The organism is Sphaerisporangium sp. NPDC005289, assembly GCF_040607455.1.
Lineage (GTDB): Bacteria > Actinomycetota > Actinomycetes > Streptosporangiales > Streptosporangiaceae > Sphaerisporangium > Sphaerisporangium rhizosphaerae.
In genome coordinates, this window is record NZ_JBEXGS010000011.1 from 223,123 (window position 1) to 241,596 (window position 18,474).

15 protein-coding genes are annotated in these 18,474 nt (G+C 74.4%); 9 read left to right on the plus strand and 6 right to left on the minus strand.

All coding sequences use genetic code 11. The features are described 5' to 3' along the window. Positions 1-56 precede the first annotated feature (56 nt). From ABZT47_RS21090 to ABZT47_RS21110, 5 genes are read left to right on the plus strand one after another with little or no spacing between them, the layout of a single operon-like run. A complete protein-coding gene (locus tag ABZT47_RS21090; RefSeq protein ID WP_354844429.1) occupies positions 57-2,495 on the plus strand; it encodes an FAD-dependent oxidoreductase in 2,439 nt (812 codons plus the stop codon). 17 nt (positions 2,496-2,512) lie between these two features. Then, entirely contained in the window at positions 2,513-3,745 is a 1,233-nt protein-coding gene (locus ABZT47_RS21095; RefSeq protein ID WP_354844432.1) for a sarcosine oxidase subunit beta family protein, read from the plus strand. A 17-nt stretch (positions 3,746-3,762) separates the two neighbouring features. Further along, complete coding sequence (locus ABZT47_RS21100) at positions 3,763-4,071, plus strand: sarcosine oxidase subunit delta (protein ID WP_354844435.1); 309 nt, start codon at positions 3,763-3,765, stop codon at positions 4,069-4,071. Further along, the gene (locus ABZT47_RS21105) at positions 4,068-6,983 is read left to right on the plus strand and encodes a 2Fe-2S iron-sulfur cluster-binding protein (protein ID WP_354844438.1); all 2,916 of its coding nucleotides are present in this window, start codon (positions 4,068-4,070) and stop codon (positions 6,981-6,983) included. The genes ABZT47_RS21100 and ABZT47_RS21105 overlap by 4 nt, the downstream gene beginning before the upstream one ends. Then, on the plus strand, positions 6,973-7,491 hold the full coding sequence (locus tag ABZT47_RS21110) for a sarcosine oxidase subunit gamma family protein (protein WP_354844441.1): 519 nt from the start codon (positions 6,973-6,975) through the stop codon (positions 7,489-7,491). The genes ABZT47_RS21105 and ABZT47_RS21110 overlap by 11 nt, the downstream gene beginning before the upstream one ends. Before the next feature lie 127 nt (positions 7,492-7,618). Here ABZT47_RS21110 and ABZT47_RS21115 read toward each other — a convergent pair whose 3' ends face one another. Continuing rightward, a complete protein-coding gene (locus ABZT47_RS21115; protein ID WP_354844444.1) occupies positions 7,619-7,954 on the minus strand; it encodes a hypothetical protein in 336 nt (111 codons plus the stop codon). Positions 7,955-8,426: 472 nt separating this feature from the next. Here ABZT47_RS21115 and ABZT47_RS21120 point away from each other — a divergent pair, with 472 nt between their 5' ends. Then, a complete protein-coding gene (locus ABZT47_RS21120) occupies positions 8,427-8,669 on the plus strand; it encodes a hypothetical protein (protein WP_354844447.1) in 243 nt (80 codons plus the stop codon). A gap of 309 nt (positions 8,670-8,978) precedes the next feature. Here ABZT47_RS21120 and ABZT47_RS21125 read toward each other — a convergent pair whose 3' ends face one another. The 4 genes from ABZT47_RS21125 to ABZT47_RS21140 form a co-directional block, all read right to left on the minus strand. Next, the gene (locus tag ABZT47_RS21125) at positions 8,979-9,815 is read right to left on the minus strand and encodes an inositol monophosphatase family protein (RefSeq protein WP_354844450.1); all 837 of its coding nucleotides are present in this window, start codon (positions 9,813-9,815) and stop codon (positions 8,979-8,981) included. A 107-nt stretch (positions 9,816-9,922) separates the two neighbouring features. Continuing rightward, the gene (locus ABZT47_RS21130) at positions 9,923-11,896 is read right to left on the minus strand and encodes an ABC transporter ATP-binding protein (protein WP_354844453.1); all 1,974 of its coding nucleotides are present in this window, start codon (positions 11,894-11,896) and stop codon (positions 9,923-9,925) included. Next, positions 11,893-13,632, minus strand: a complete 1,740-nt coding sequence (locus ABZT47_RS21135) for an ABC transporter ATP-binding protein (RefSeq protein WP_354844456.1) — start codon at positions 13,630-13,632, stop codon at positions 11,893-11,895. Before ABZT47_RS21135 ends, ABZT47_RS21130 begins: the two co-directional genes overlap by 4 nt. Further along, positions 13,629-15,662 carry a translation factor GTPase family protein gene (locus tag ABZT47_RS21140; protein WP_354844640.1) on the minus strand — a complete coding sequence of 678 codons (2,034 nt, stop codon included), beginning with the start codon at positions 15,660-15,662 and terminating at the stop codon, positions 13,629-13,631. Before ABZT47_RS21140 ends, ABZT47_RS21135 begins: the two co-directional genes overlap by 4 nt. A gap of 295 nt (positions 15,663-15,957) precedes the next feature. Here ABZT47_RS21140 and ABZT47_RS21145 point away from each other — a divergent pair, with 295 nt between their 5' ends. The 3 genes from ABZT47_RS21145 (at position 15,958) to ABZT47_RS21155 (ending at position 18,024) form a co-directional block, all read left to right on the plus strand. Beyond that, on the plus strand, positions 15,958-16,710 hold the full coding sequence (locus ABZT47_RS21145) for an SDR family oxidoreductase (RefSeq protein ID WP_354844459.1): 753 nt from the start codon (positions 15,958-15,960) through the stop codon (positions 16,708-16,710). Between the two features lie 143 nt (positions 16,711-16,853). Beyond that, positions 16,854-17,228, plus strand: coding sequence for a hypothetical protein (locus ABZT47_RS21150; protein WP_354844462.1), 375 nt, complete (start codon positions 16,854-16,856; stop codon positions 17,226-17,228). A 229-nt stretch (positions 17,229-17,457) separates the two neighbouring features. After that, positions 17,458-18,024: a GNAT family N-acetyltransferase gene (locus ABZT47_RS21155; protein WP_354844465.1), complete on the plus strand. Its 567-nt coding sequence runs from the start codon at positions 17,458-17,460 to the stop codon at positions 18,022-18,024. 58 nt (positions 18,025-18,082) lie between these two features. Here the strand turns inward: ABZT47_RS21155 and ABZT47_RS21160 are convergent, their stop codons facing one another. After that, on the minus strand, positions 18,083-18,454 hold the full coding sequence (locus ABZT47_RS21160) for a DUF4267 domain-containing protein (RefSeq protein WP_354844468.1): 372 nt from the start codon (positions 18,452-18,454) through the stop codon (positions 18,083-18,085). Between the last annotated feature and the right edge of the window lie 20 nt (positions 18,455-18,474).

Below are 18,474 nucleotides of genomic sequence, written 5' to 3' on the forward strand. Positions count from 1 at the left end.
CACGCTTGTTGCGGAATGCGCATTCGATCTCGGCATGCGCAACAGAGGAGCGGCGTATGGCAGGCCCGCGGGTCGTGGTCATCGGAGCCGGTGTGGTGGGCGCGGCCCTGGCCGACGAGCTGTCCACGCGCGGCTGGGACGACATCACCGTGGTCGACCAGGGAGCGCTCCCGGCCGCCGGCGGGTCCAGCTCCCACGCGCCCGGCCTGGTGTTCCAGACCAACCCGTCCAAGACCATGACCGAGATGGCCCGCTACACCGTCGAGAAGCTGCTGGCGCTCGGCTGCTTCCTCCAGGTCGGTGGGCTGGAGGTGGCCACCACCCCCGCACGCCTCGCCGACCTGCGCAGGCGGCACGGCTGGGCCGCCTCCTGGGGCCTCGAAGCCCGCCTGCTCACCCCCGAGGAGTGCCTGCGGCGCCACTCGCTGCTCGACCCCGGCCGGGTGCTGGGCGGCCTGTACGTCCCGACCGACGGCATCGCCAAGGCCGTCCCCGCCGTCGAGGCGCAGCTCGCCCGCGCCCGCGAGCGCGGCGTGCGCGTCCTGGACCGGCACGAGGTGCTCGACGTGCGCGCCGAGGACGGCCGGGTGAGCGCCGTGCTCACCGACCGTGGCGAGATCCCCGCCGACGTCGTCGTGTGCTGCGCGGGCATCTGGGGTCCCAAGGTGGCCGCCATGGCCGGCATGACGCTGCCGCTCACCCCGCTCGCCCACCAGCTCGCCTGGACCGGCCCGGTCCCCGCCCTCGCCGCGAGCGAGGTGGACCGGCCGTCCAGGGAGGCGACCCGCCCGATCCTGCGCCACCAGGACGCCGACCTGTACTACCGCGAGCGGCACGACCGGCTGGCCGTCGGCTACTACGGCCACCGCCCGATGCCCGTGCGCCCCGAGGACATCCCGGCCGTCGCCGCCGCCGGGGTGATGCCCTCGGTGACCCCCTTCACCCCCGCCGACTTCGCCCCGGCGTGGGAGGAGACCCGCGCGCTGCTCCCCGCGACCCGCGAGGCCGAGATCGAGCGGGGCATCAACGGGCTGTTCTCCTTCACCACCGACAACATGCCGCTGCTCGGCGAGTCGGCCGAGGTCAAAGGCTTCTGGGTGGCCGAGGCCGTGTGGGTCACCCACTCGGCGGGCGTGGCCCGCGCCATGGCCGAATGGCTGGTCGACGGGCACTGCTCGTCGTTCGACCTGCACGAGTGCGACGTCAACCGGTTCGAGCCGCACCAGCTGGCGCCCGAGTACGTCCTCACCCGCGACTGCCAGAACTTCGTCGAGGTCTACGACATCATCCACCCCCTTCAGCCGCCGGAGAACCTGCGGCCGCTGCGGGTCAGCCCCTTCCACGCGCGGCAGCGCGAACTGGGCGCGGTCGCGCTGGAGGCCGCGGGGTGGGAGCGCCCGCAGTGGTACGCCGCCAACGCCGCCCTGGCCGGGGTCGGCGACATCCCGAGGCCCGGCGACTGGGCGGCCCGCTACTGGTCCCCGATCGTGGGCGCCGAGGCCCTGGCGTCCCGGCAGGGCGTCGCGCTGTACGACATGACCGCGCTGAAACGGCTGGAGGTCGCCGGCCCCGGCGCCGCGGCGTTCCTCACCCGCCTGTCCACCGGCGAGGTCGACAAGGCGGTGGGCACCGTCACCTACTGCCTGCTGCTGGACCACGACGGCGGCATCCGCAGCGACATCACCGTCGCCCGGCTCGGCCGCGAGCTGTTCCAGGTCGGCGCCAACGGCAACCTCGACCTCGACTGGCTCCACCGCCACCTGCCCGCCGACGGCTCGGTCACCGTCAGGGACATCACCCCCGGCACGTGCTGCGTCGGCGTCTGGGGGCCGCTCGCCCGCGACGTCGTCGCGCCGCTCACCACCGCCGACTTCTCCGCCGAGGGCTTCGGCTACTTCCGCGCCAAGCGCGCCTATATCGGCGCCGTGCCGGTCACCGCGCTGCGCCTGTCCTACATCGGCGAGCTGGGCTGGGAGCTCTACACGACGGCCGACATGGGCCAGAAGCTGTGGGACACGCTGTGGGAGGCCGGGCGGGCGCACGGCGTCGTCGCCGGCGGACGCGGAGCCTTCACCAGCCTGCGCCTGGAGAAGGGCTACCGCTCCTTCGGCACCGACATGACCTACGAGCACGACCCGTACGAGGCCGGGCTCGGCTTCGCCGTCAAGACCCGCAAGCCCGGGTTCATCGGCAAGAGCGCGCTCGCCGAGCGGGAGGCGTCGGTGCGGCGCCGCCTCACCTGCCTGACCTCCGACGACCCCGCCGACGTGGTGATGGGCAAGGAGCCGGTGTACGACGGCGACTCCTGCGTGGGATACGTCACCAGCGCCGCCTATGGGTACACCGTCGGCAAGGCCGTCGCCTACGCGTGGCTGCCGGCCGAGCTGGCCGTCCCCGGCCGGCAGGTGCACATCGGCTACTTCGGCAGGCGCGTCCCGGCCGTCGTCGCGCGGGAGCCGCTGTTCGACCCCGCGATGAAACGGCTGCGCGCGTGACCCCGCACGGGAGGACCATGACCGACCCCGACCGCCTGGCCGGTCCCGGAGACGGCGCCGCCCTCTGGCGCGGCCCCGGCGAGCCCGACCGGTCCTACGACGTCGTCATCGTCGGCGGCGGCGGGCACGGCATCGCCACCGCCTACTACCTGGCCAGAAACCACGGCATCACCAACGTGGCCGTCCTTGAGCGGGGCTGGCTGGCCGGCGGCAACATGGCGCGCAACACCACGATCATCCGCTCCAACTACCTGTGGGACCAGAGCGCCGGCATCTACGAGCACGCGCTCAAGCTGTGGGAGGGGCTGGAGGAGGAACTCGGCTACCGGCTGATGTTCAGCCAGCGCGGCGTGCTCAACCTCGCCCATAGCGCCCAGGACGTGCGCGACGGCGTGCGCCGCGTCAACGCCAACCGGCTGAACGGCGTGGACGCCGAATGGCTCGGCCCCGAGCGGGTCAAAGAGATCTGCCCCATCGTCGAGGTCCGGCCCGACGCCCGCTACCCGGTGCTCGGCGCCACCTACCAGCCCCGGGGCGGCATCGCGAAGCACGACCACGTCGCATGGGGCTACGCCCGCGCCGCCTCCGCGATGGGCGTCCACTTCATCGAGCACTGCGAGGTCACCGGCATCGAGGTCGCCGGCGGACGCGTCCAGGCCGTCCGGACCACCCGCGGGCGGGTCGCGGCGGGCCGGGTGGCGCTCAGCGCGGCCGGCCACTCCTCGGTCGTCGCGGGCCTGGCCGGGGTGCGGCTGCCGGTGCAGAGCCACACCCTGCAGGCGCTGGTCTCCGAACTGCTCGAACCGGTGCACCCGACGGTCGTCATGTCCAACGCCGTCCACGTCTACGTCAGCCAGGCCCACAAGGGCGAGCTGGTCATGGGCGCCGGCATCGACGCGCCCAACTCCTACCGCAGGCGCGGCGCCTTCCACATCATCGAACGGCAGATGGCCGCCGCGCTCGAACTGTTCCCGATCTTCGCCAGGGCGCACGTCCTGCGCACCTGGGGCGGCGTGGTCGACGTCAGCCCCGACGCCTCGCCGATCGTCGGGCTCACCCCGGTCGGCGGCCTCTACGTCAACTGCGGCTGGGGCACCGGCGGCTTCAAGGCGACGCCCGGCGTCGGCTGGTGCTACGCGCACACCATCGCCCGCGACGAGCCGCACCCGCTCAACGCGCCCTTCGACCTCGCACGATTCACCACAGGCGCGCTCGTGGACGAGCACGGCGCCGCCGCCGTGGCCCACTGAAGGAGCGCCCTTTCCCGATGCTGCTGATCCCCTGCCCGTGGTGCGGGCCGCGCGACGAGGCCGAGTTCCGGTACGGCGGGCAGGCCGGCGTCGCCTACCCCGGCGACCCAGCGGCGCTCACCGACGAGGAGTGGGCGCGCTACCTGTTCTTCCGCGACAACCCCGAGGGCCCGTTCCGGGAGCGCTGGCACCACGCCGCCGGCTGCCGCCGCTGGTTCGCCCTCACCAGGGACACCGCGACCGACGAGATCCTCGGCGGCGGCGATCCCACCCCCGGTGGCGATCCCGCTTCCGCCGACGCCTCCGTTCCGGGAGGCGGGCGATGACCGGGCGGCGCAGGGACGAGCACGCGGGGGAGACGCTGCGGTTCACCTTCGACGGCCGGCCCTACGAGGGCCGCCGGGGCGACACGCTGGCCTCGGCGCTGCTCGCCGCCGGAGTGCGCCGGGTGGCCACCAGCGTCACCCTCGGCCGCCCGCGCGGGGTGTTCGGCTCCTGGACCGAGGAGCCCAGCGCGGTCGTCCAGATCGACCGGCCCTACTCCGAGCCCATGGTGCAGGCCACCACGGTCCCGCTGCTCGACGGCATGGCCGCCTCCGGCCTGGCCGGACGTGGACGGCTGTCCGCCGAACCGGACACCGCGCGCTACGACGCCACCCACGCCCACTGCGACGTCCTGGTGGTGGGCGCCGGACCCGCCGGGCTCGCCGCGGCGCGGGCCGCCGCGGCCACCGGCGCCCGCGTCGTCCTCGCCGACGACCGCCCCGAGCCCGGGGGCACCCTCGCCGACACCGGCGGCGCCGTGGAGGGCCGTCCCGGCGCCGCGTGGGCGCGGGCCGTCGCCGGGGAACTGCGTGCCCTGCCGGACGTGCGCGTGCTGTCCCGCACCAGCGTCCTCGGCTACTACGACCACACCTACCTGGTCGCCGTCGAGCGCCGCGGCGAGGAGGCGGTCACGCGGGAACGGGTCTGGCGCATCCGGGCCCGCAGGGTCGTGCTGGCCACCGGCGCGCACGAACGGTCGGTCGCCTTCCACGGCAACGATCTGCCCGGCGTCATGCTCGCCTCGGCCGCCCGCGCGTACGCCAACCGGCACGGCGTGCTGCCCGGCCGCCGCGCGGTGGTCTTCACCTGCGGTGACAGCGGCCACGACGCGGCCCGCGACCTCGCGGCGGCCGGCGTGGAGATCGCCGAGATCGCCGACGCCCGGGAGGGCGGGCTGGTCACGGGAGCGCTCGGCGCGGACGGCCCGGGCGGCGACGGCGGCGTGCGCGCCGTACGGGTCGGCGCCCGCGAGGTCGAGGCCGACCTACTGCTGGTCTCCGGCGGCTGGAACCCCGTGGTCCACCTGTTCGGCCAGGCCGGCGGTGCCCTTACCTACGACGACCACCTCGCGGCCTTCCGCCCCGCGGAGCCCTTCGCCGCCGGCGGCGCCGTGCGGGTGGCCGGGGCGGCGCGCGGGCTGTTCACCCTCGCCGGATGCCTGGCCGACGGCGAGGCCGCCGGCTCCGGCGCCGAACCGCCGCCGCTCCCCGTCCCCGCCGGGCCGCCCCCGGAACACGTATGGATCGTGCCGCCCCTCTCCCCGGCCACCATCGTCCCCCCGGAGCCGTCCGACGAGCGGGAGCCGTCCGGTGTGCGGGAGCCGTCCGACGAGCGGGTGCCGTCCGACGAGCGGGGGCCGTCTGAAGTGCGGGGGCCGTCCGACGAGCAAGAGCGGTTCGGTGTGCGCGGGCCATCCGGTCCTGGTGCGCCAGAGCCGGCCGATCCCGCGGGCGCGGGGGATTACACGCGCCACTTCGTCGACCTGCAACGCGACGTGACCGTGGCCGACATCGCGCTGGCCACCACCGGGGCCGGGCTGCGCTCCGTCGAGCACGTCAAGCGGTACACCACGGCCGGGACCGCCCACGACCAGGGCAAGACCTCCGGCACGCTCACCACCGCGGTCCTCGCCCACACGCTCGGCGCCGGGCTGGCCGAACTCGGCACCACCACCTTCCGCGCCCCCTACGTCCCGGTGTCCTTCGCCGCCCTCGCAGGGCGCGACCGCGGCGCCCTGCACGACCCCGTGCGGGTCACCGCGCTCCACGACTGGCACGTCGAGCACGGCGCGCGGTTCGAGGACGTCGGCCAGTGGAAACGGCCCTGGTACTACCCGCGGCCGGGGGAGGACATGGCGGCCGCCGTGCTGCGCGAATGCCGCGCCGTGCGTGAGGCGGCGGGCGCGCTCGACGCCTCCACCCTCGGCAAGATCGACGTACAGGGACCGGACGCGGCCGAGTTCCTCGACCGCCTCTACACCAACCTCATGAGCGGCCTGAAGGTCGGCGCGATCCGGTACGGCGTCATGTGCCGCGCCGACGGCATGGTGTTCGACGACGGCACCGTCATCCGCCTGGCGCCCGACCGCTTCCTGGTCACCACGACCACCGGCAACGCGGCCGCCGTCCTGGACTGGATGGAGGAATGGCTGCAGACCGAGTGGCCGGGCCTGCGGGTGCGCTGCACGTCGGTCACCGAGCAGTGGGCCACGGTCGCCCTGGCCGGTCCCGGCTCCCGCGCCGTCCTGGCCGGGCTCGCCCCCGGGCTGGCGGTGGACGCGCGGAGCTTCCCGTTCATGACCTGGCGCGACGCCGAGGTGGCCGGCATGGAGGCCAGGGTGTGCCGCATCAGCTTCTCCGGCGAGCTCGCCTACGAGATCAACGTCGCCTGGTGGCACGGGCTCGCGCTCTGGAAGGCCGTCATGGGCACCGGCGCCGTCACGCCGTACGGCACCGAGACCATGCACGTGCTACGCGCCGAGAAGGGATACCCCATCATCGGCCAGGACACCGACGGCACCGTCACCCCCGCCGACCTCGGCATGAGCTGGATCATCTCCAGGAGCAAGGCCGACTTCGTGGGCAGACGGTCCTTCACCCGGCCCGACACCGCCCGTGCCGGCCGCCGCCATCTGGTGGCCCTGCTCCCCGACGACCCGGCCGAACTGCTCCCCGAGGGGGCCCAGGTCATCGCCGCCGACCGGCTCCCCAGACCGCCGGTCCCCATGCTCGGCCACGTCACCTCGGCCTACCGCAGCGCCGCCCTGGGGCGCGCCTTCGCACTCGCGCTCGTGGCCGGCGGCAGGGACAGGATCGGCGAGCGCCTGCACGCCTACACCGGCGCCGGCCTGGTCCCGGTGACGGTCGCCCACCCCGTCCTGTACGACCCCGAGGGGACCCGCCGTGACGGTTGACCGGACCAGCCCGCTCGCCGGATTCGACGGTATCTTCGACGGCGTCACGGGCCCGCGGCTCCAGGTGCGGGAGATCCCCTTCCTGCGGCAGACGAACCTCCGCGTGGACCCCGCGCGGGTTCCAGCCTCGCTGGGGGTGAGGCTGCCGCTGGAGCCGGGCACCTGGCTGCGCTCGGGGGAGGCCGACGTGGTCTGGCTCGGGCCGGACGAGTGGCTGGTGATCGGCGAGGCACCCCTGTCGCGCTCGGAGGAGGTCGCGGCGACCGACGTCTCGGCGCAGCGCACCACGATCATGGTGGCCGGCCCGGGCGCCCGCGACCTGCTGGCCCACGGGTGCGCCCTGGACCTGCACCCCTCGGTGTTCGGCTCCGGCCGCTGCGCGCAGACCATGCTCGCCCGCGCCCACGTCGTGCTGATCGCCGGGGAGGAGGAGTTCCGCGTCCTCGTCCGCGCCTCCTACGCCCGCTACCTGGCCGCCTGGCTCGTCGACGCGGCCGTGGACTACTGATCTCCGCCGCCGCTCGTCCGCCGCTCCGCCGTTTCGCCTCCGGTCATGGACGGCGGGACGGCGGGACGGGGGGCGGCGGGACGGGGGACGACGCGGCGGCGGGAGTGGCGGCGCGGCGGCAGGGACGTCAGGAGATGGTGGCGCGGTCGCGGCCCTCGGCGAAGAAGCCGGTGATCGCCGCGACCACCCCGCCCAGCTCGCTCAGCGGGCGCGCCGCGCCGAAGGGCGCGTTCCAGAAGTCGCCGCCGCGCGGCTCCCAGGGGCCGACGTACGCGTACGGCACCGCGAGGTAGGCGTCGCCGGGTGAGACGCCGTAGTTCACCTTGTCCACGGTGATCGCCAGATCGAAGTGCTCGGGCCAGAGCACGGGCGTCGCCCCGGGGGACAGGGCGCGCAGCGCCTGGTCACCCAGCGTGAGAGCGTGGGCGAGCTCCGCCGCCGCGACGGGGTCGACGCGCAGCACCTCGTCGGGGGAGACCCCCGAGCCGTCGGAGTAGAGGTTCTCCGGCGCGCCCGCGTCCGTCCCCGCCGCCGCGCCCAGCGCCGCGCCGACGTGCCGGAGATCGGCAGGCGAAGCTCGCCCGCCACCAGGTCGGCGCCCTCGACGCGCAGGTCGGGCTCGGTGACCGTGGCGAAGCCGCCGGGCGTGGCCCGCAGGCGGATGGTGCCGCTGCGCCGGTGCTGCGGCCCGGCCAGCAGCAGCTCGGCGACGCCGTGCAGGGACCTTCGTGTCGTGGCCGACTCGTTCGCGTTCATACCCTCAAGCTTGAGGGGTGTGGCCGATGTAGGCCAATGCCGACCCGATTACGTTGTGTGATTGAGCGAATACGAGTCGTTGACTAGCCTTGACGCATGCCCTCCCCCACCGTCACGGCCCGCGGTTTCGCGCCGGCCCCGTCCGCTCCTCGCCCTCCGTCCTCGGCGGGTGCCCGGCGATGGCTGTGACGATCAACGAGCTGAAAGACCGCTACAGCAAGCACTGGCTCGTGTCCGACGCCGTGGGCGGCGGCTGGTACGCCGTCCGCCGGCACGGCGTCTCGCGTGGCCTGCTCTCGCGCGGCCTGTCCAACGTCCGCTGCGCCGCCACGCTCGACGAGCTCGCGGCCTATCTCGCCGCGGAGGTCCAGCTCGAAGAGCGCCTGCTCCGCGGCGACGAGACGGCCGTCGTGGCCGGGTGAGAGCCGGCCCGGACGGCCCGCGGGCCCGGGGCGTCGGAAGCTGAACGGCCGGTGTGCCGTGCCGGGTGTTCGCCGTCTGGGTCGATGGTGGGCTGGGTGAGGCCGATCGGTGGTTCCTCCGCATCCGACCTTGTGGGATCGGACGAGACTCAGCCGACGGATCTCCGGCGCAGTGCACCGGCCGGCGCGGTGTCCACGTCCGTTCAGCGGGCGCGGCTTCGCACCCCGGCCATGTGCTGTGGGTGATCGGCGCCGGGGCGGCGGGTCGTGGTACGGCGATGCCGGCGCCGGTCACGGCGCCCAACCCGGTCAACGTTCGCGGATGTCCCGCTCGCGCCCGGTGACGCTCCGGGCCTCGCGCACGATGTCCAGCACCTCGGCGAGCACGCCGGGGGCGGCGCAGACGGTGGCCGTCGAGCGCATGGTGTGCGGCGTCCCGTCGCGGTCGACGACCAGCGCGCCCGCCTCGCGGGCGATGGCGACGCCGGCGGCGGTGTCCCACGGCCGGTTGTTCATCATCAGGCAGGCGTCGGTTCTGCCTTCGGCGACCCAGGCCAGGTCGATCGCGGCGGACCCGAACATGCGGACGCGCTGGGCCCGCTCCGCCAGCAGGCCGGTGATCGCGAGCCGGAGCCGGTTCGCCTCCGGGGCCCCGTCGCCAACGGCGAAGTCCCCGACGGAGACCAGCGCGGCCGAAAGCGCCACCGCGCCGCTCGCCTTGATCGGCCGGCCGTCCACGGTGGCGCCGCACCCCTCGGCGGCGGCATGGCGGGAGCCGAGGAACGGCAGCTCGATGACGCCGAGGACGGGGACGTCCCCGCGCACCAGGCCCAGAGATACGGCGCACAGCGGAAGACCGTGGACGAAGTTCACCGTGCCGTCCACCGGGTCCAGCACCCAGCGCAACCCAGCCCCCGGCTCCCATCCGGTTCCGGCCGCCTCCTCCTCGCCCAGGAAGCCGACCTGCGGGGTGCGCTCGCGGAGGTGGTCGCGGACCGCCCGCTCGACGGCGTAGTCGACCTCGGTCGCCATGTCCCGGTCGCCCTTGGCCGTGACGGCGCCCGGCAGGCGCGTCCTGACCAGCTCGCCGGCGACGCCGGCCGCCTCCAGCGCGACGGAGAGAAGAGCCCGCGCGTCATCGCTCATGTCCCGCAACCACTCCCCATGCCGAATGCCGCTTCGCCGAGGATGCCCCATGCGGCCGGGGCCGGCGTCGGCTCCGACTCTAGGACCACCTCCGGCCGATCACGGGCTCAGCCGGCGACGGGCGGCGCGGAGGCGCTCCCGGAGTGCGTCCGCGCCTGCTCCCCGGCCTCGGCCAAGAGCTCGCCGTGCCAGAGCCGCCGCATCTCCGGGCAGCTCGCCAGCAGGCCGGCGAGCGTGCCGCGTCCGGCGACCCGGCCGCGGTCCAGCACGACCACCTGGTCGGCGCGTTCGAGCGCCGCGCGCCGGTGCGACACCACCAGCAGCGTGCCCGGCCCGTCGCCGTCGCGCGCGGCGGCGGCGACGCGGTCCCACAGCGCCCTCTCGGTCTCCGCGTCCAGCGCCGAGGACAGGTCGTCGACGACGAGCAGGTCCGGCGAGCGGACCAGCGCGCGCGCCGCGGTCGCCCGCTGGACCTGGCCGCCGGACAGCCGCACCCCGCGTGGTCCCATAACGGTGCGCAAGCCGTCCGGCATGCCGGACACGTCCTGATCCAGCGCCGCCAGCCACAGCGCGGCGGCGATCCGATCGCCGTCCGCGGGCAGGCCGAGCAGGAGGTTCTCCTCCAGGGACTCCGACAACAGCCGGGGGACCTGGGCCGCGTAGGCCGCGCGGCCGGGCACGAGAAAGGTGCCCGGGTCCTCGACGCGCCGGCCGTTCCAGGTGATCGTCCCGGCGTCCGCCGGCACCAGGCCGAGCAGGGCGCGCACCAGGGTCGTCTTGCCCGATCCGACCGCCCCGGTGATCACCGTGAACGATCCCCGCTCGACCCGCAGGTCGATCTCGTACACGCCCCGGCCCAGAAAGCCATCGCCGTCCCCGTCACCGTCCGCGAGCCCGTCTCCCACGGCCGCCCCCGCGCCGGCCGCGGTGTCCGCGCTCGTCGCGCTGCTCGTGTCCGCGCTCGTCGCGGCGCCGTCGCGGTGGACGGGCCGGTGGCGCACGGACAGGCCGCGGACCGCGAGGACGCGCAGCGGGTCCTGGTGGCCAGGAAGCGGCGCCGTCGCCGGCGGCTCGCGTCCGAACCACACCTCGCCGGCGCGTGCCAGGTCACGGGCGTCCTCGTGCGGGGCCAGCAGGCGGCCGAGCCGTTCGATGGCCACCGCGGCCTGGGGCAGGCGCGACAGCAGCGAGCCGATCGTGCGCGGGAGCGCGGTCAGCCAGCCGGCGTAGCTGGTGAACAGCGCGAGGTCGCCCACGGTGAACTCGCCCCGTCGCATCGCCGGCGCGGCCAGCAGCAGGACGAGCCCGACGCTGATCTCGACGGTCGCGCCCAGCGCGGTGTCCAGCGTGTCGGTCGCCAGCCGGTCCGCGACGGCGGCGTCCCGCCGCGCCCGGTTCCGCGCGCGCAGGCGCTCCAGCACCGCCTCCTCTGCGCCCGCCGTCTTGATCGCCAGCACGCCGGCGAAGATGTCGCCGATGGAGGCGGTGACGGCCGCGCCGAGCGTCCGGGCGCGCCGGTGCAGCCGCTGGATCAGCCCGCGCAGCGTCCGGGTCAGCACGCCGAGGACGATCATCGGCACCACCAGGACGAGCGTGATGAGGGGATCGATCGCCGCCATGATCACCAGCGCGGCGCAGCTGAACAGCGTGGCCCCGGCCAGGGGGACGATGTCGTCGGTGAGCTGCACCAGGTCGCCCACGTCGTCGCGCAGGCGCGCCATCGCCTCGCCCGACGAGTGCGGCAGCCGGCGGGCCGCCGCGCCGCGCGCGGTCAGGAGCGAGCGCAGCACGTTCGCGCGGAGCAGGGTCGCGGCGGCGTCCCACCAGTAGGTCCCGTAGACCCAGGCGACGACCATGACCAGGCCGCGGACGACCTCCACGCCCACCAGCGCCGCGCACAGCCACAACGGCTCGGTCAGGGCGACGCCGCGATGCGCGCCGATGAGGTCGAACAGCCGCTGCAACGCGAGCCCGCCGGCGAGCGGCAGGACGCTGACCGGCGCCCACAGCAGCCCGCCGACCACATACCGGCGAAGGCCGGCGATCGCGGTCAGCCGCAGGACGAACGGAACCGGCCTCATCGGCGCACCCCCGCGGCGGTGAGCAGGGCGGAGAAGCGGCTGCGCGGGTCGGCGGCCAGCTCCTCGCGGCGGCCGTACTCGACGATCTCGCCGCCGTCGACCACAGCGATCTTGTCCACGCGGGACAGCGAGGAGAGCCGGTGCGCGATGAGCACGGCGGTCCGCCCGGCCAGCAGGCGGCCGGTGACGTGCTCGACGCGCCGCTCGGTCGCCGGGTCCAGCCGGCTTGACGCCTCGTCCAGCACCACCAGCCCCGGATCGGTGAGGAACGCCCGGGCGAACGCGAGCAACTGCGCCTCCCCGGCCGACATCCCGGCGCCCTGGGCGCCCAACTCGGTGTCGAGCCCGTCGGGCAGGCCGGCCAGCCACTCGGCGAGCCCGACTCCGGCCAGGACGGCGCGGAGCCGGCGGTCGTCGGCGAGGGCGCGGAACAGCGTGAGGTTGTCCCGGACGCTCGCCGCGAACAGCTGGACGTCCTGCGTGACGACGCACACGCGCCGGCGCAGCGATGCCGGGTCGGCCTCGCGCAGGTCCAGCCCGCCGACCTCGACGCGGCCCTCGGCCGGGTCGTACAGGCGCAGCAGCATCCGCGCGATGGTGGTCTTGCCGCTGCCGGTGCGCCCCACCAGGCCGAGCGTCTCGCCGGGCGCCAGGGTGAGGGTGACGCCGGACAGCACCCGCTCGCCGTCGTCCGGGTAGGCGAACCCGACCCCGTCCAGGCGCACGCCGAGCGGCCCGGCGGCCGGCAGCGGTCGCGGGTCGGCGGGGTCGGGCAGCGTCCGCCGCTCGGCCAGCAGCCCGGCGACGCGGGCCACGCCGGCCAGCGCCGCCTGGTACTGCTTGAGCTGGTCGATCAGCCGCTCGAGCGGCGCGCGCACCATCTGCGTGTACTGGAACAGCAGCACGGCCGTGCCGACGGTGAGCGCGCCCGACTGCCGGCTCCACACGGCAAGACCCAGCACCAGCGCCGTGCCCGCCGCGAACACCACCGACGTGCCCGCGAGCAGGCCGCTGCGCGTCACGTCCGCCCGCGCCTCGGCCCGGTACAGCGCGGCGCTCACCTGGTGGAACCGGGTGACGGCGTGCTCGCCCGCGCCGTTGGCCCGCAGGTCCTCCACGGCGGCCAGCCGCTCCTCCAGGGCGCCGGCCACGACCGCGCCGGCCGCCCGCGCACGGATCGCCGACGGGACGGCCAGCCGCTGGGCGCGCGCAATGACCAGCCCGGCGAGCACGCAGTACAGCAGCAGCACGCCGCCGAGCCGCACGTCGGTGGCGAGGACCACGGCCAGCACCCCCGCGAGCAGCAGGAAGCCCACGACGACGTCCATCACGAACGCGACGACGAAGTCGGCGACGGCGACCACGTCGCCGTCCACCCGCTCGATCATCTCGCCGGGGGTGCGGTTGCCGTGGAAGGCCATGTCCAGGCCGAGCGCGTGCCCGGCGAGGTCCTCCCGCAGGCGGTTGGTGCCGTCCCAGGCGAGCCGGCTCGCGAGCCAGGCGGTGAGCATGCGCGCCGCCTGGCCGGCGATGGCGAGCGCGAGGTAGCCGAGCGCGACGAGCGTGAGGTGCCCGGTGGCCGAGCCGCCGATCGCCTCGTCGACGAAGCGCCGGGTGAGCTGCGGCGCCGGCAGCGGCAGCACCGTGGCGGCGCCGGTGGCCGCGACCAGTGCGGCGCCGGCCCGCCGTCCCGGCCGGAACGCCCGCAGGATGGCCCGCCGTCCGGAGGAGTTCATCGGCGGCCGCCCTCGACCTGGCGCATGAAGCGCAGCAGGTACTGCTTGCGGTCCAGCGGGTCGTGGCCGGTGCGCGGCCGGGACGGCGCCTCGCCGGCGACCGGGTGGTAGCGCTCGAACGCCGACTCCAGCACGCCTTCCCCGCGGGTCGCGCCGGGCAGGTGCCGCTGCAACTCGTGCACCCGGGCCGCCGGGATCTCGCCCTCCACCACCCACACCGGGCCCCGGGTCGCCGTCGTCCGCGGCACGGCCCGCAGGCGGGCCAGCACCGGCAGCAGCGGGCGGAGCGTGTCGGCCGGGATCTCCAGGCGAAAGCGGTGCAGCGGCTCGTGCACTCTCGTGCCGGCGCGTCGCAGCGCGTCCATCAGCACCAGCGGCGTCAGGCCGCGGAAGTCCGTGCCGGTGCTCGACATGCTCTTGTCGAAGGTGGCGTGGGCGTGGCTCTGCCGGGGCGCGTAGCCGGAGTGCGTCAGCGTGACCGCGCAGTCGATGACCTGCCATCCGCGCAGCCCCTGGCGCAGGGTCTCGCGGACGGTGTCCTCGACGGTCCTCATGAAGGTGAACGGCATCGACCCGAGCTCCACCTCCAGCCGGAACTCGACGCCCGCGCCGGCCGGGGCCGGGTCGACGCGCAGGCCGACGGTCGCGAGGAACGGGTTGGGGTCCTTGTGCATGAACTCCACGGCGGCGCCGGTGCCGGCCGGCCGCTCGACGCAGATCGTCGTCGTCTCGCGGAAGTCCACATCGAGGCCGAAGTCCTCCGCCAGCGTGGCCTGGACGACCTCCTTCTGCACCTCGCCGTACAGCGAGACCGACACCTCGCGGCGCACGTCGTCCTGCCGCACGCCGATCAGCGGGTCCTGCTCGGCGAGCTGGGTGAGCGCGACGTGCAGTCTGCCCATGTCGGCGGGACGGCACGGCACGACGACGGTCTCCAGGGTCGGCGGCGCGAACACGCGCCGCGTGGGCGCGCCCGTCCCCGGGACGCCGAGCGTGTCGCCGATCTGGACGTCAGGCAGGCCCCAGAGCCTGCCGATGCGCCCGGCGGTGACCGCGTCGCGGCGGACGGCCGAACCATGCTCGAACACCTCGACGGCGGTGACCTTGCCCTCGCCGTGCACGTCGCCCTCGCCGTGCACTTTGCCTGCGGCGTCGCGCGTGAACGGCAGCCGTTCGCGCACGCGCACCGACCCGGAGAACAGACGGGCGTAGGCGATCTTCTCGCCGGCGGGTCCTCGTTCGACCTTGAAGACCGTGCCGGACAGGGGGCCGTCCGGGTCGCCCTCGGCCGAGGGCAGCAGCTCGGTGACGCCGGCGATCAGCGCGTCGACGCCGGCTCCGGTGATCGCCGACCCGAAGTACACCGGGTGCGCCAGCGCCCGGCGGGTCTGCGCCGCGAGCTCGCGGCGGAGCCGCCGGTAGGAGATCGCCGCGCCGCCGTCCACGTACGAGGCGAGCAGATCCTCGTCATGCTCGGCGAGCACCTCGGCGAGCCGGGCGGTGAAGGCGGCGTCCACGGCGGTGTACGGGACGAAGGCGGGCTCGCGCGTGCCGAGTCCGTGCGCCGTCCCCATCGGGACGATCGCCGGCGTCAGCCGTTCGGCGATGCCGCCCAGCGTGCCCTCGTAGCGCGCGCCGTGCCGGTCGATCTTGTTGACGAAGATCAGCGTGGGGATGCGCAGGCGCCGCAGCGTCCGCATCAGCACGCGGGTCTGCGCCTGCACGCCCTCGACGGCGGAGATCACCAGCACCGCGCCGTCGAGCACGCTCAGCACCCGCTCGACCTCGGCGATGAAGTCGGGGTGCCCGGGAGTGTCGATCAGGTTGACGGTGACGCCGCCGACGACGAACGACACGACGGCGGACTTGATGGTGATGCCGCGCCGCCGCTCCAGGGCAAGGGAGTCGGTCTGGGTGTCGCCGTCGTCGACGCTGCCGAGTTCGTCGATGACACCGGCGGCGTGCAGCAGCCGCTCGGTCAGGCTGGTCTTACCGGCGTCTACATGGGCCAAAATCCCGAGATTGAGCATTCTCACGAAGCGTCATGTCCTCTGGGCGAGCGGAAACTTCCTGGTGGATGGACATGAACGCTGCAGACATGTTCGCCTCCTCGGTGGGCCGGTCGTCTCCCGGAGTACAACAGAACGGCCTCGGGCGGACAACCGAATTACCGCCGCCGCGCGCCCCCTGCGGACGGCGGGCGGGACGGCGAGGGTCTTCCTGGGTGTGGCGCACCCAGGAAGACACGGCCTTCCTCCGCGCGGGCGACGGCCACAGGGTGGACGCGGCGCACCTCCGCGTCTTCCATCTCTGGCAGGAGTCCACATGAGCAGCATGAACGGCCCGTCGCCCGTCGACGGCAAGATCGTCCTCATCACCGGCGCGAGCAGCGGCATCGGCGAGGCGACCGCCCGCCGGCTGGCCGCGGACGGGCACCACGTCGTGCTCGGCGCGCGGCGCGTGGACCGGCTCGCCGTCCTCGCCGAGGAGCTCCGCGCGGCGGGCGGCCGCGCCGACCACGGACACCTCGACGTGACCAGCCTCGACAGCGTGCGCGCCTTCGCCGGGCAGGCGCACGACCGGCACGGCCGCGTCGACGTGCTCGTCAACAACGCCGGCGTCATGCCGCTGTCCACCGTCGACGCGCTGCGCGTGGACGACTGGAACCAGATGATCGACGTCAACCTGCGCGGCACCCTGCACGGGATCGCGGCGGTCCTGCCGCTCATGCGCGCCCGGGGCGCCGGCCACATCGTCAACGTCGCCTCGACGTCGGCGCACCGGGTGGACCCGACCGCGGCCGTCTACTGCGCCACCAAGTACGCCGTCCGGGCGCTGTCCGAAGGGCTGCGGCAGGAGAGCCGGGACATCCGGGTGACCCTCGTGTCCCCGGGCTACACCCGGACCGAGCTCACCGACCACGGCGGCGACCCGGAGGTGCGCGCCGCCGTGCACGAGATGTCGGAGCGGCTGGGCATCCCCGCCGCCGCCGTCGCCGACGCCATCGCGTACGCGATCGCACAGCCGGACGGCATCGACGTCAACGACCTGATCATCCGTCCCACCGGCCAGGGCTGATCCGCGCACGCCGGCGCTCAGGGCCGGCGCTCAGGGCTGACGCTCAGGGCTGACGCTCAGGGCTGACGCTCAGGGCTGACGCGGTACCACGAGTCTCCTCCCATCTACTGAAATCAGCAGGGGTGCTGCCGCATCCTGGCATCATGCTGTACCGCGTCCTTGCCGACAGCCTCCGGCGCTGGGTCGACGTCACCGCGACGGACGAACAGAAAGACGACCCCTCCGGCACCCGGCTCGGCGGCGCCTGGGTGATGGCCGGCGGCAATGCCGTCCTGGGCGACCTGCCGATGCCGTACATCGAGAACCGGCGGGCCAGGTTCTGGTTCACCGAGGAGGGCTGGCGGGTCTACGGGAGAGACCTCGCGGCGGGCCTGCGGGCCCGTGGGCACACCATTCGCGTGATCCGCGTCAAGAACCCGGCGAAGTCCCAGGTGATCTACCGCGACCGCTACCAGGTGGCCCTCCTGCCCTCGAAAGACCGCCCCGCGCTCCGTCGAAGGCCGGCGGCCGGGCGGTGATCGTCCTCAGCGTGCCGATGGGCGCGCCGCCGTGCGCCGGTGATCCGTTCCCGCCGGCCCCACGGACGTCGTGGATCGCGACGGGGGATGTTCGCCTGATCCGTTCCGGCCGGCCCACGGATGTCATGGATCGCGACGGGGGATGTTCGCCCAGGCCGGTTTGCCGCTCGCCGTTCCCTGAGCTAGCTTCGCGATCGCACGAGACCGTGCCCCCAGGGGAGGAGGACGCATGACCGTCGTCCTGCATGCCGCTCCGCATGGACAGGGTTCGTCTCTGGTGCTTCGGCCCTGGACGGACCAGGACATCCCCGAACTGATCGCGGCCTACCGCGATCCGGTCATGCGCCAGTGGACCAGGCTCCACGTCACCGATGAGCAGGACGCCCGGCGCTGGCTGGAGATCCAGTGGAAGGGCTGGAGCGAGGGCCACCGGCTGAGCTTCGCGGTCGTGGAGGCGGAGCCGGAAGGCGGCTCCCGTCTGGTGGGCAACGTGGCGGTGAAAGGGCTGGTCGCCGGCGGGCACCACGCCGACGTCGGTTACTGGACCGCTCGCGCGGCGCGCGGCCGGGGCGTCGCCGGCCGGGCCCTGGAGGCGCTCACCGCCTGGGCCTTCGAGCGTTTCGCCCCCCAGGGGCTGCGTCGCCTGCGGCTGCTGCACCTGGTGGACAACCTCGCCTCGTGCCGGGTGGCGCAGAAGTGCGGATACGCCCTCGACGAGATCGTCCCCGCCCGGCCTCCGTTCCCCGGCGACGGCCATGTCCACGTCCGGCACGCACCTCGGCGGCCGCTTCCCTGAGGCCGGGCACCAGAGCCGCGGACCTCTTTTCTGAGGCCCGGCACGAGAGCCGCGGACCTCACACGGCGAACAGCAGGGCGGCGCTGATCAGGACGATCACGGCGGTGGCGAAGTGGATGCCGAAGGCGACCGCCCTGGTGCCGCCGTTGCGCAGCACGATGAGGGTGTCGCCGAGGGGCGCCAGGGCGACGACCAGCATGAACCATGCTTCGGCGCGGGCGCCCGCGAAGGCCAGCAGGGCCAGGCCGAGCACGCCATAAGTGAGGTCGCGCAGGCCCTTGATGGAGAGGTAGGCGGGGTCTCCGTCCTTCCGGGCCGGCACGCCGTAGCCGGCGGCCGCGGCGTGCGGCGCGAGCAGGAAGCGGGCGCCGATGAACAGGATGAACACGTCCAGCACGATGGCCAGTCCGTACGCGATGGGGGTGAGCACGACGTCTCCTCGCTAGCAGT

What these genes read in the sequence shown, in the direction of transcription:
- ABZT47_RS21130 (WP_354844453.1), bottom strand. Translation starts at nt 11,896, where the DNA reads ATGAGGCCGGTTCCGTTCGTCCTGCGGCTGACCGCGATCGCCGGCCTT.
- ABZT47_RS21150 (WP_354844462.1), top strand. Translation starts at nt 16,854, where the DNA reads ATGCTGTACCGCGTCCTTGCCGACAGCCTCCGGCGCTGGGTCGACGTC.
- ABZT47_RS21090 (WP_354844429.1), top strand. Translation starts at nt 57, where the DNA reads ATGGCAGGCCCGCGGGTCGTGGTCATCGGAGCCGGTGTGGTGGGCGCG.
- ABZT47_RS21120 (WP_354844447.1), top strand. Translation starts at nt 8,427, where the DNA reads ATGGCTGTGACGATCAACGAGCTGAAAGACCGCTACAGCAAGCACTGG.
- ABZT47_RS21145 (WP_354844459.1), top strand. Translation starts at nt 15,958, where the DNA reads ATGAGCAGCATGAACGGCCCGTCGCCCGTCGACGGCAAGATCGTCCTC.
- ABZT47_RS21105 (WP_354844438.1), top strand. Translation starts at nt 4,068, where the DNA reads ATGACCGGGCGGCGCAGGGACGAGCACGCGGGGGAGACGCTGCGGTTC.
- ABZT47_RS21135 (WP_354844456.1), bottom strand. Translation starts at nt 13,632, where the DNA reads ATGAACTCCTCCGGACGGCGGGCCATCCTGCGGGCGTTCCGGCCGGGA.
- ABZT47_RS21125 (WP_354844450.1), bottom strand. Translation starts at nt 9,815, where the DNA reads ATGAGCGATGACGCGCGGGCTCTTCTCTCCGTCGCGCTGGAGGCGGCC.
- ABZT47_RS21100 (WP_354844435.1), top strand. Translation starts at nt 3,763, where the DNA reads ATGCTGCTGATCCCCTGCCCGTGGTGCGGGCCGCGCGACGAGGCCGAG.
- ABZT47_RS21095 (WP_354844432.1), top strand. Translation starts at nt 2,513, where the DNA reads ATGACCGACCCCGACCGCCTGGCCGGTCCCGGAGACGGCGCCGCCCTC.
- ABZT47_RS21140 (WP_354844640.1), bottom strand. Translation starts at nt 15,662, where the DNA reads ATGCTCAATCTCGGGATTTTGGCCCATGTAGACGCCGGTAAGACCAGC.
- ABZT47_RS21155 (WP_354844465.1), top strand. Translation starts at nt 17,458, where the DNA reads ATGACCGTCGTCCTGCATGCCGCTCCGCATGGACAGGGTTCGTCTCTG.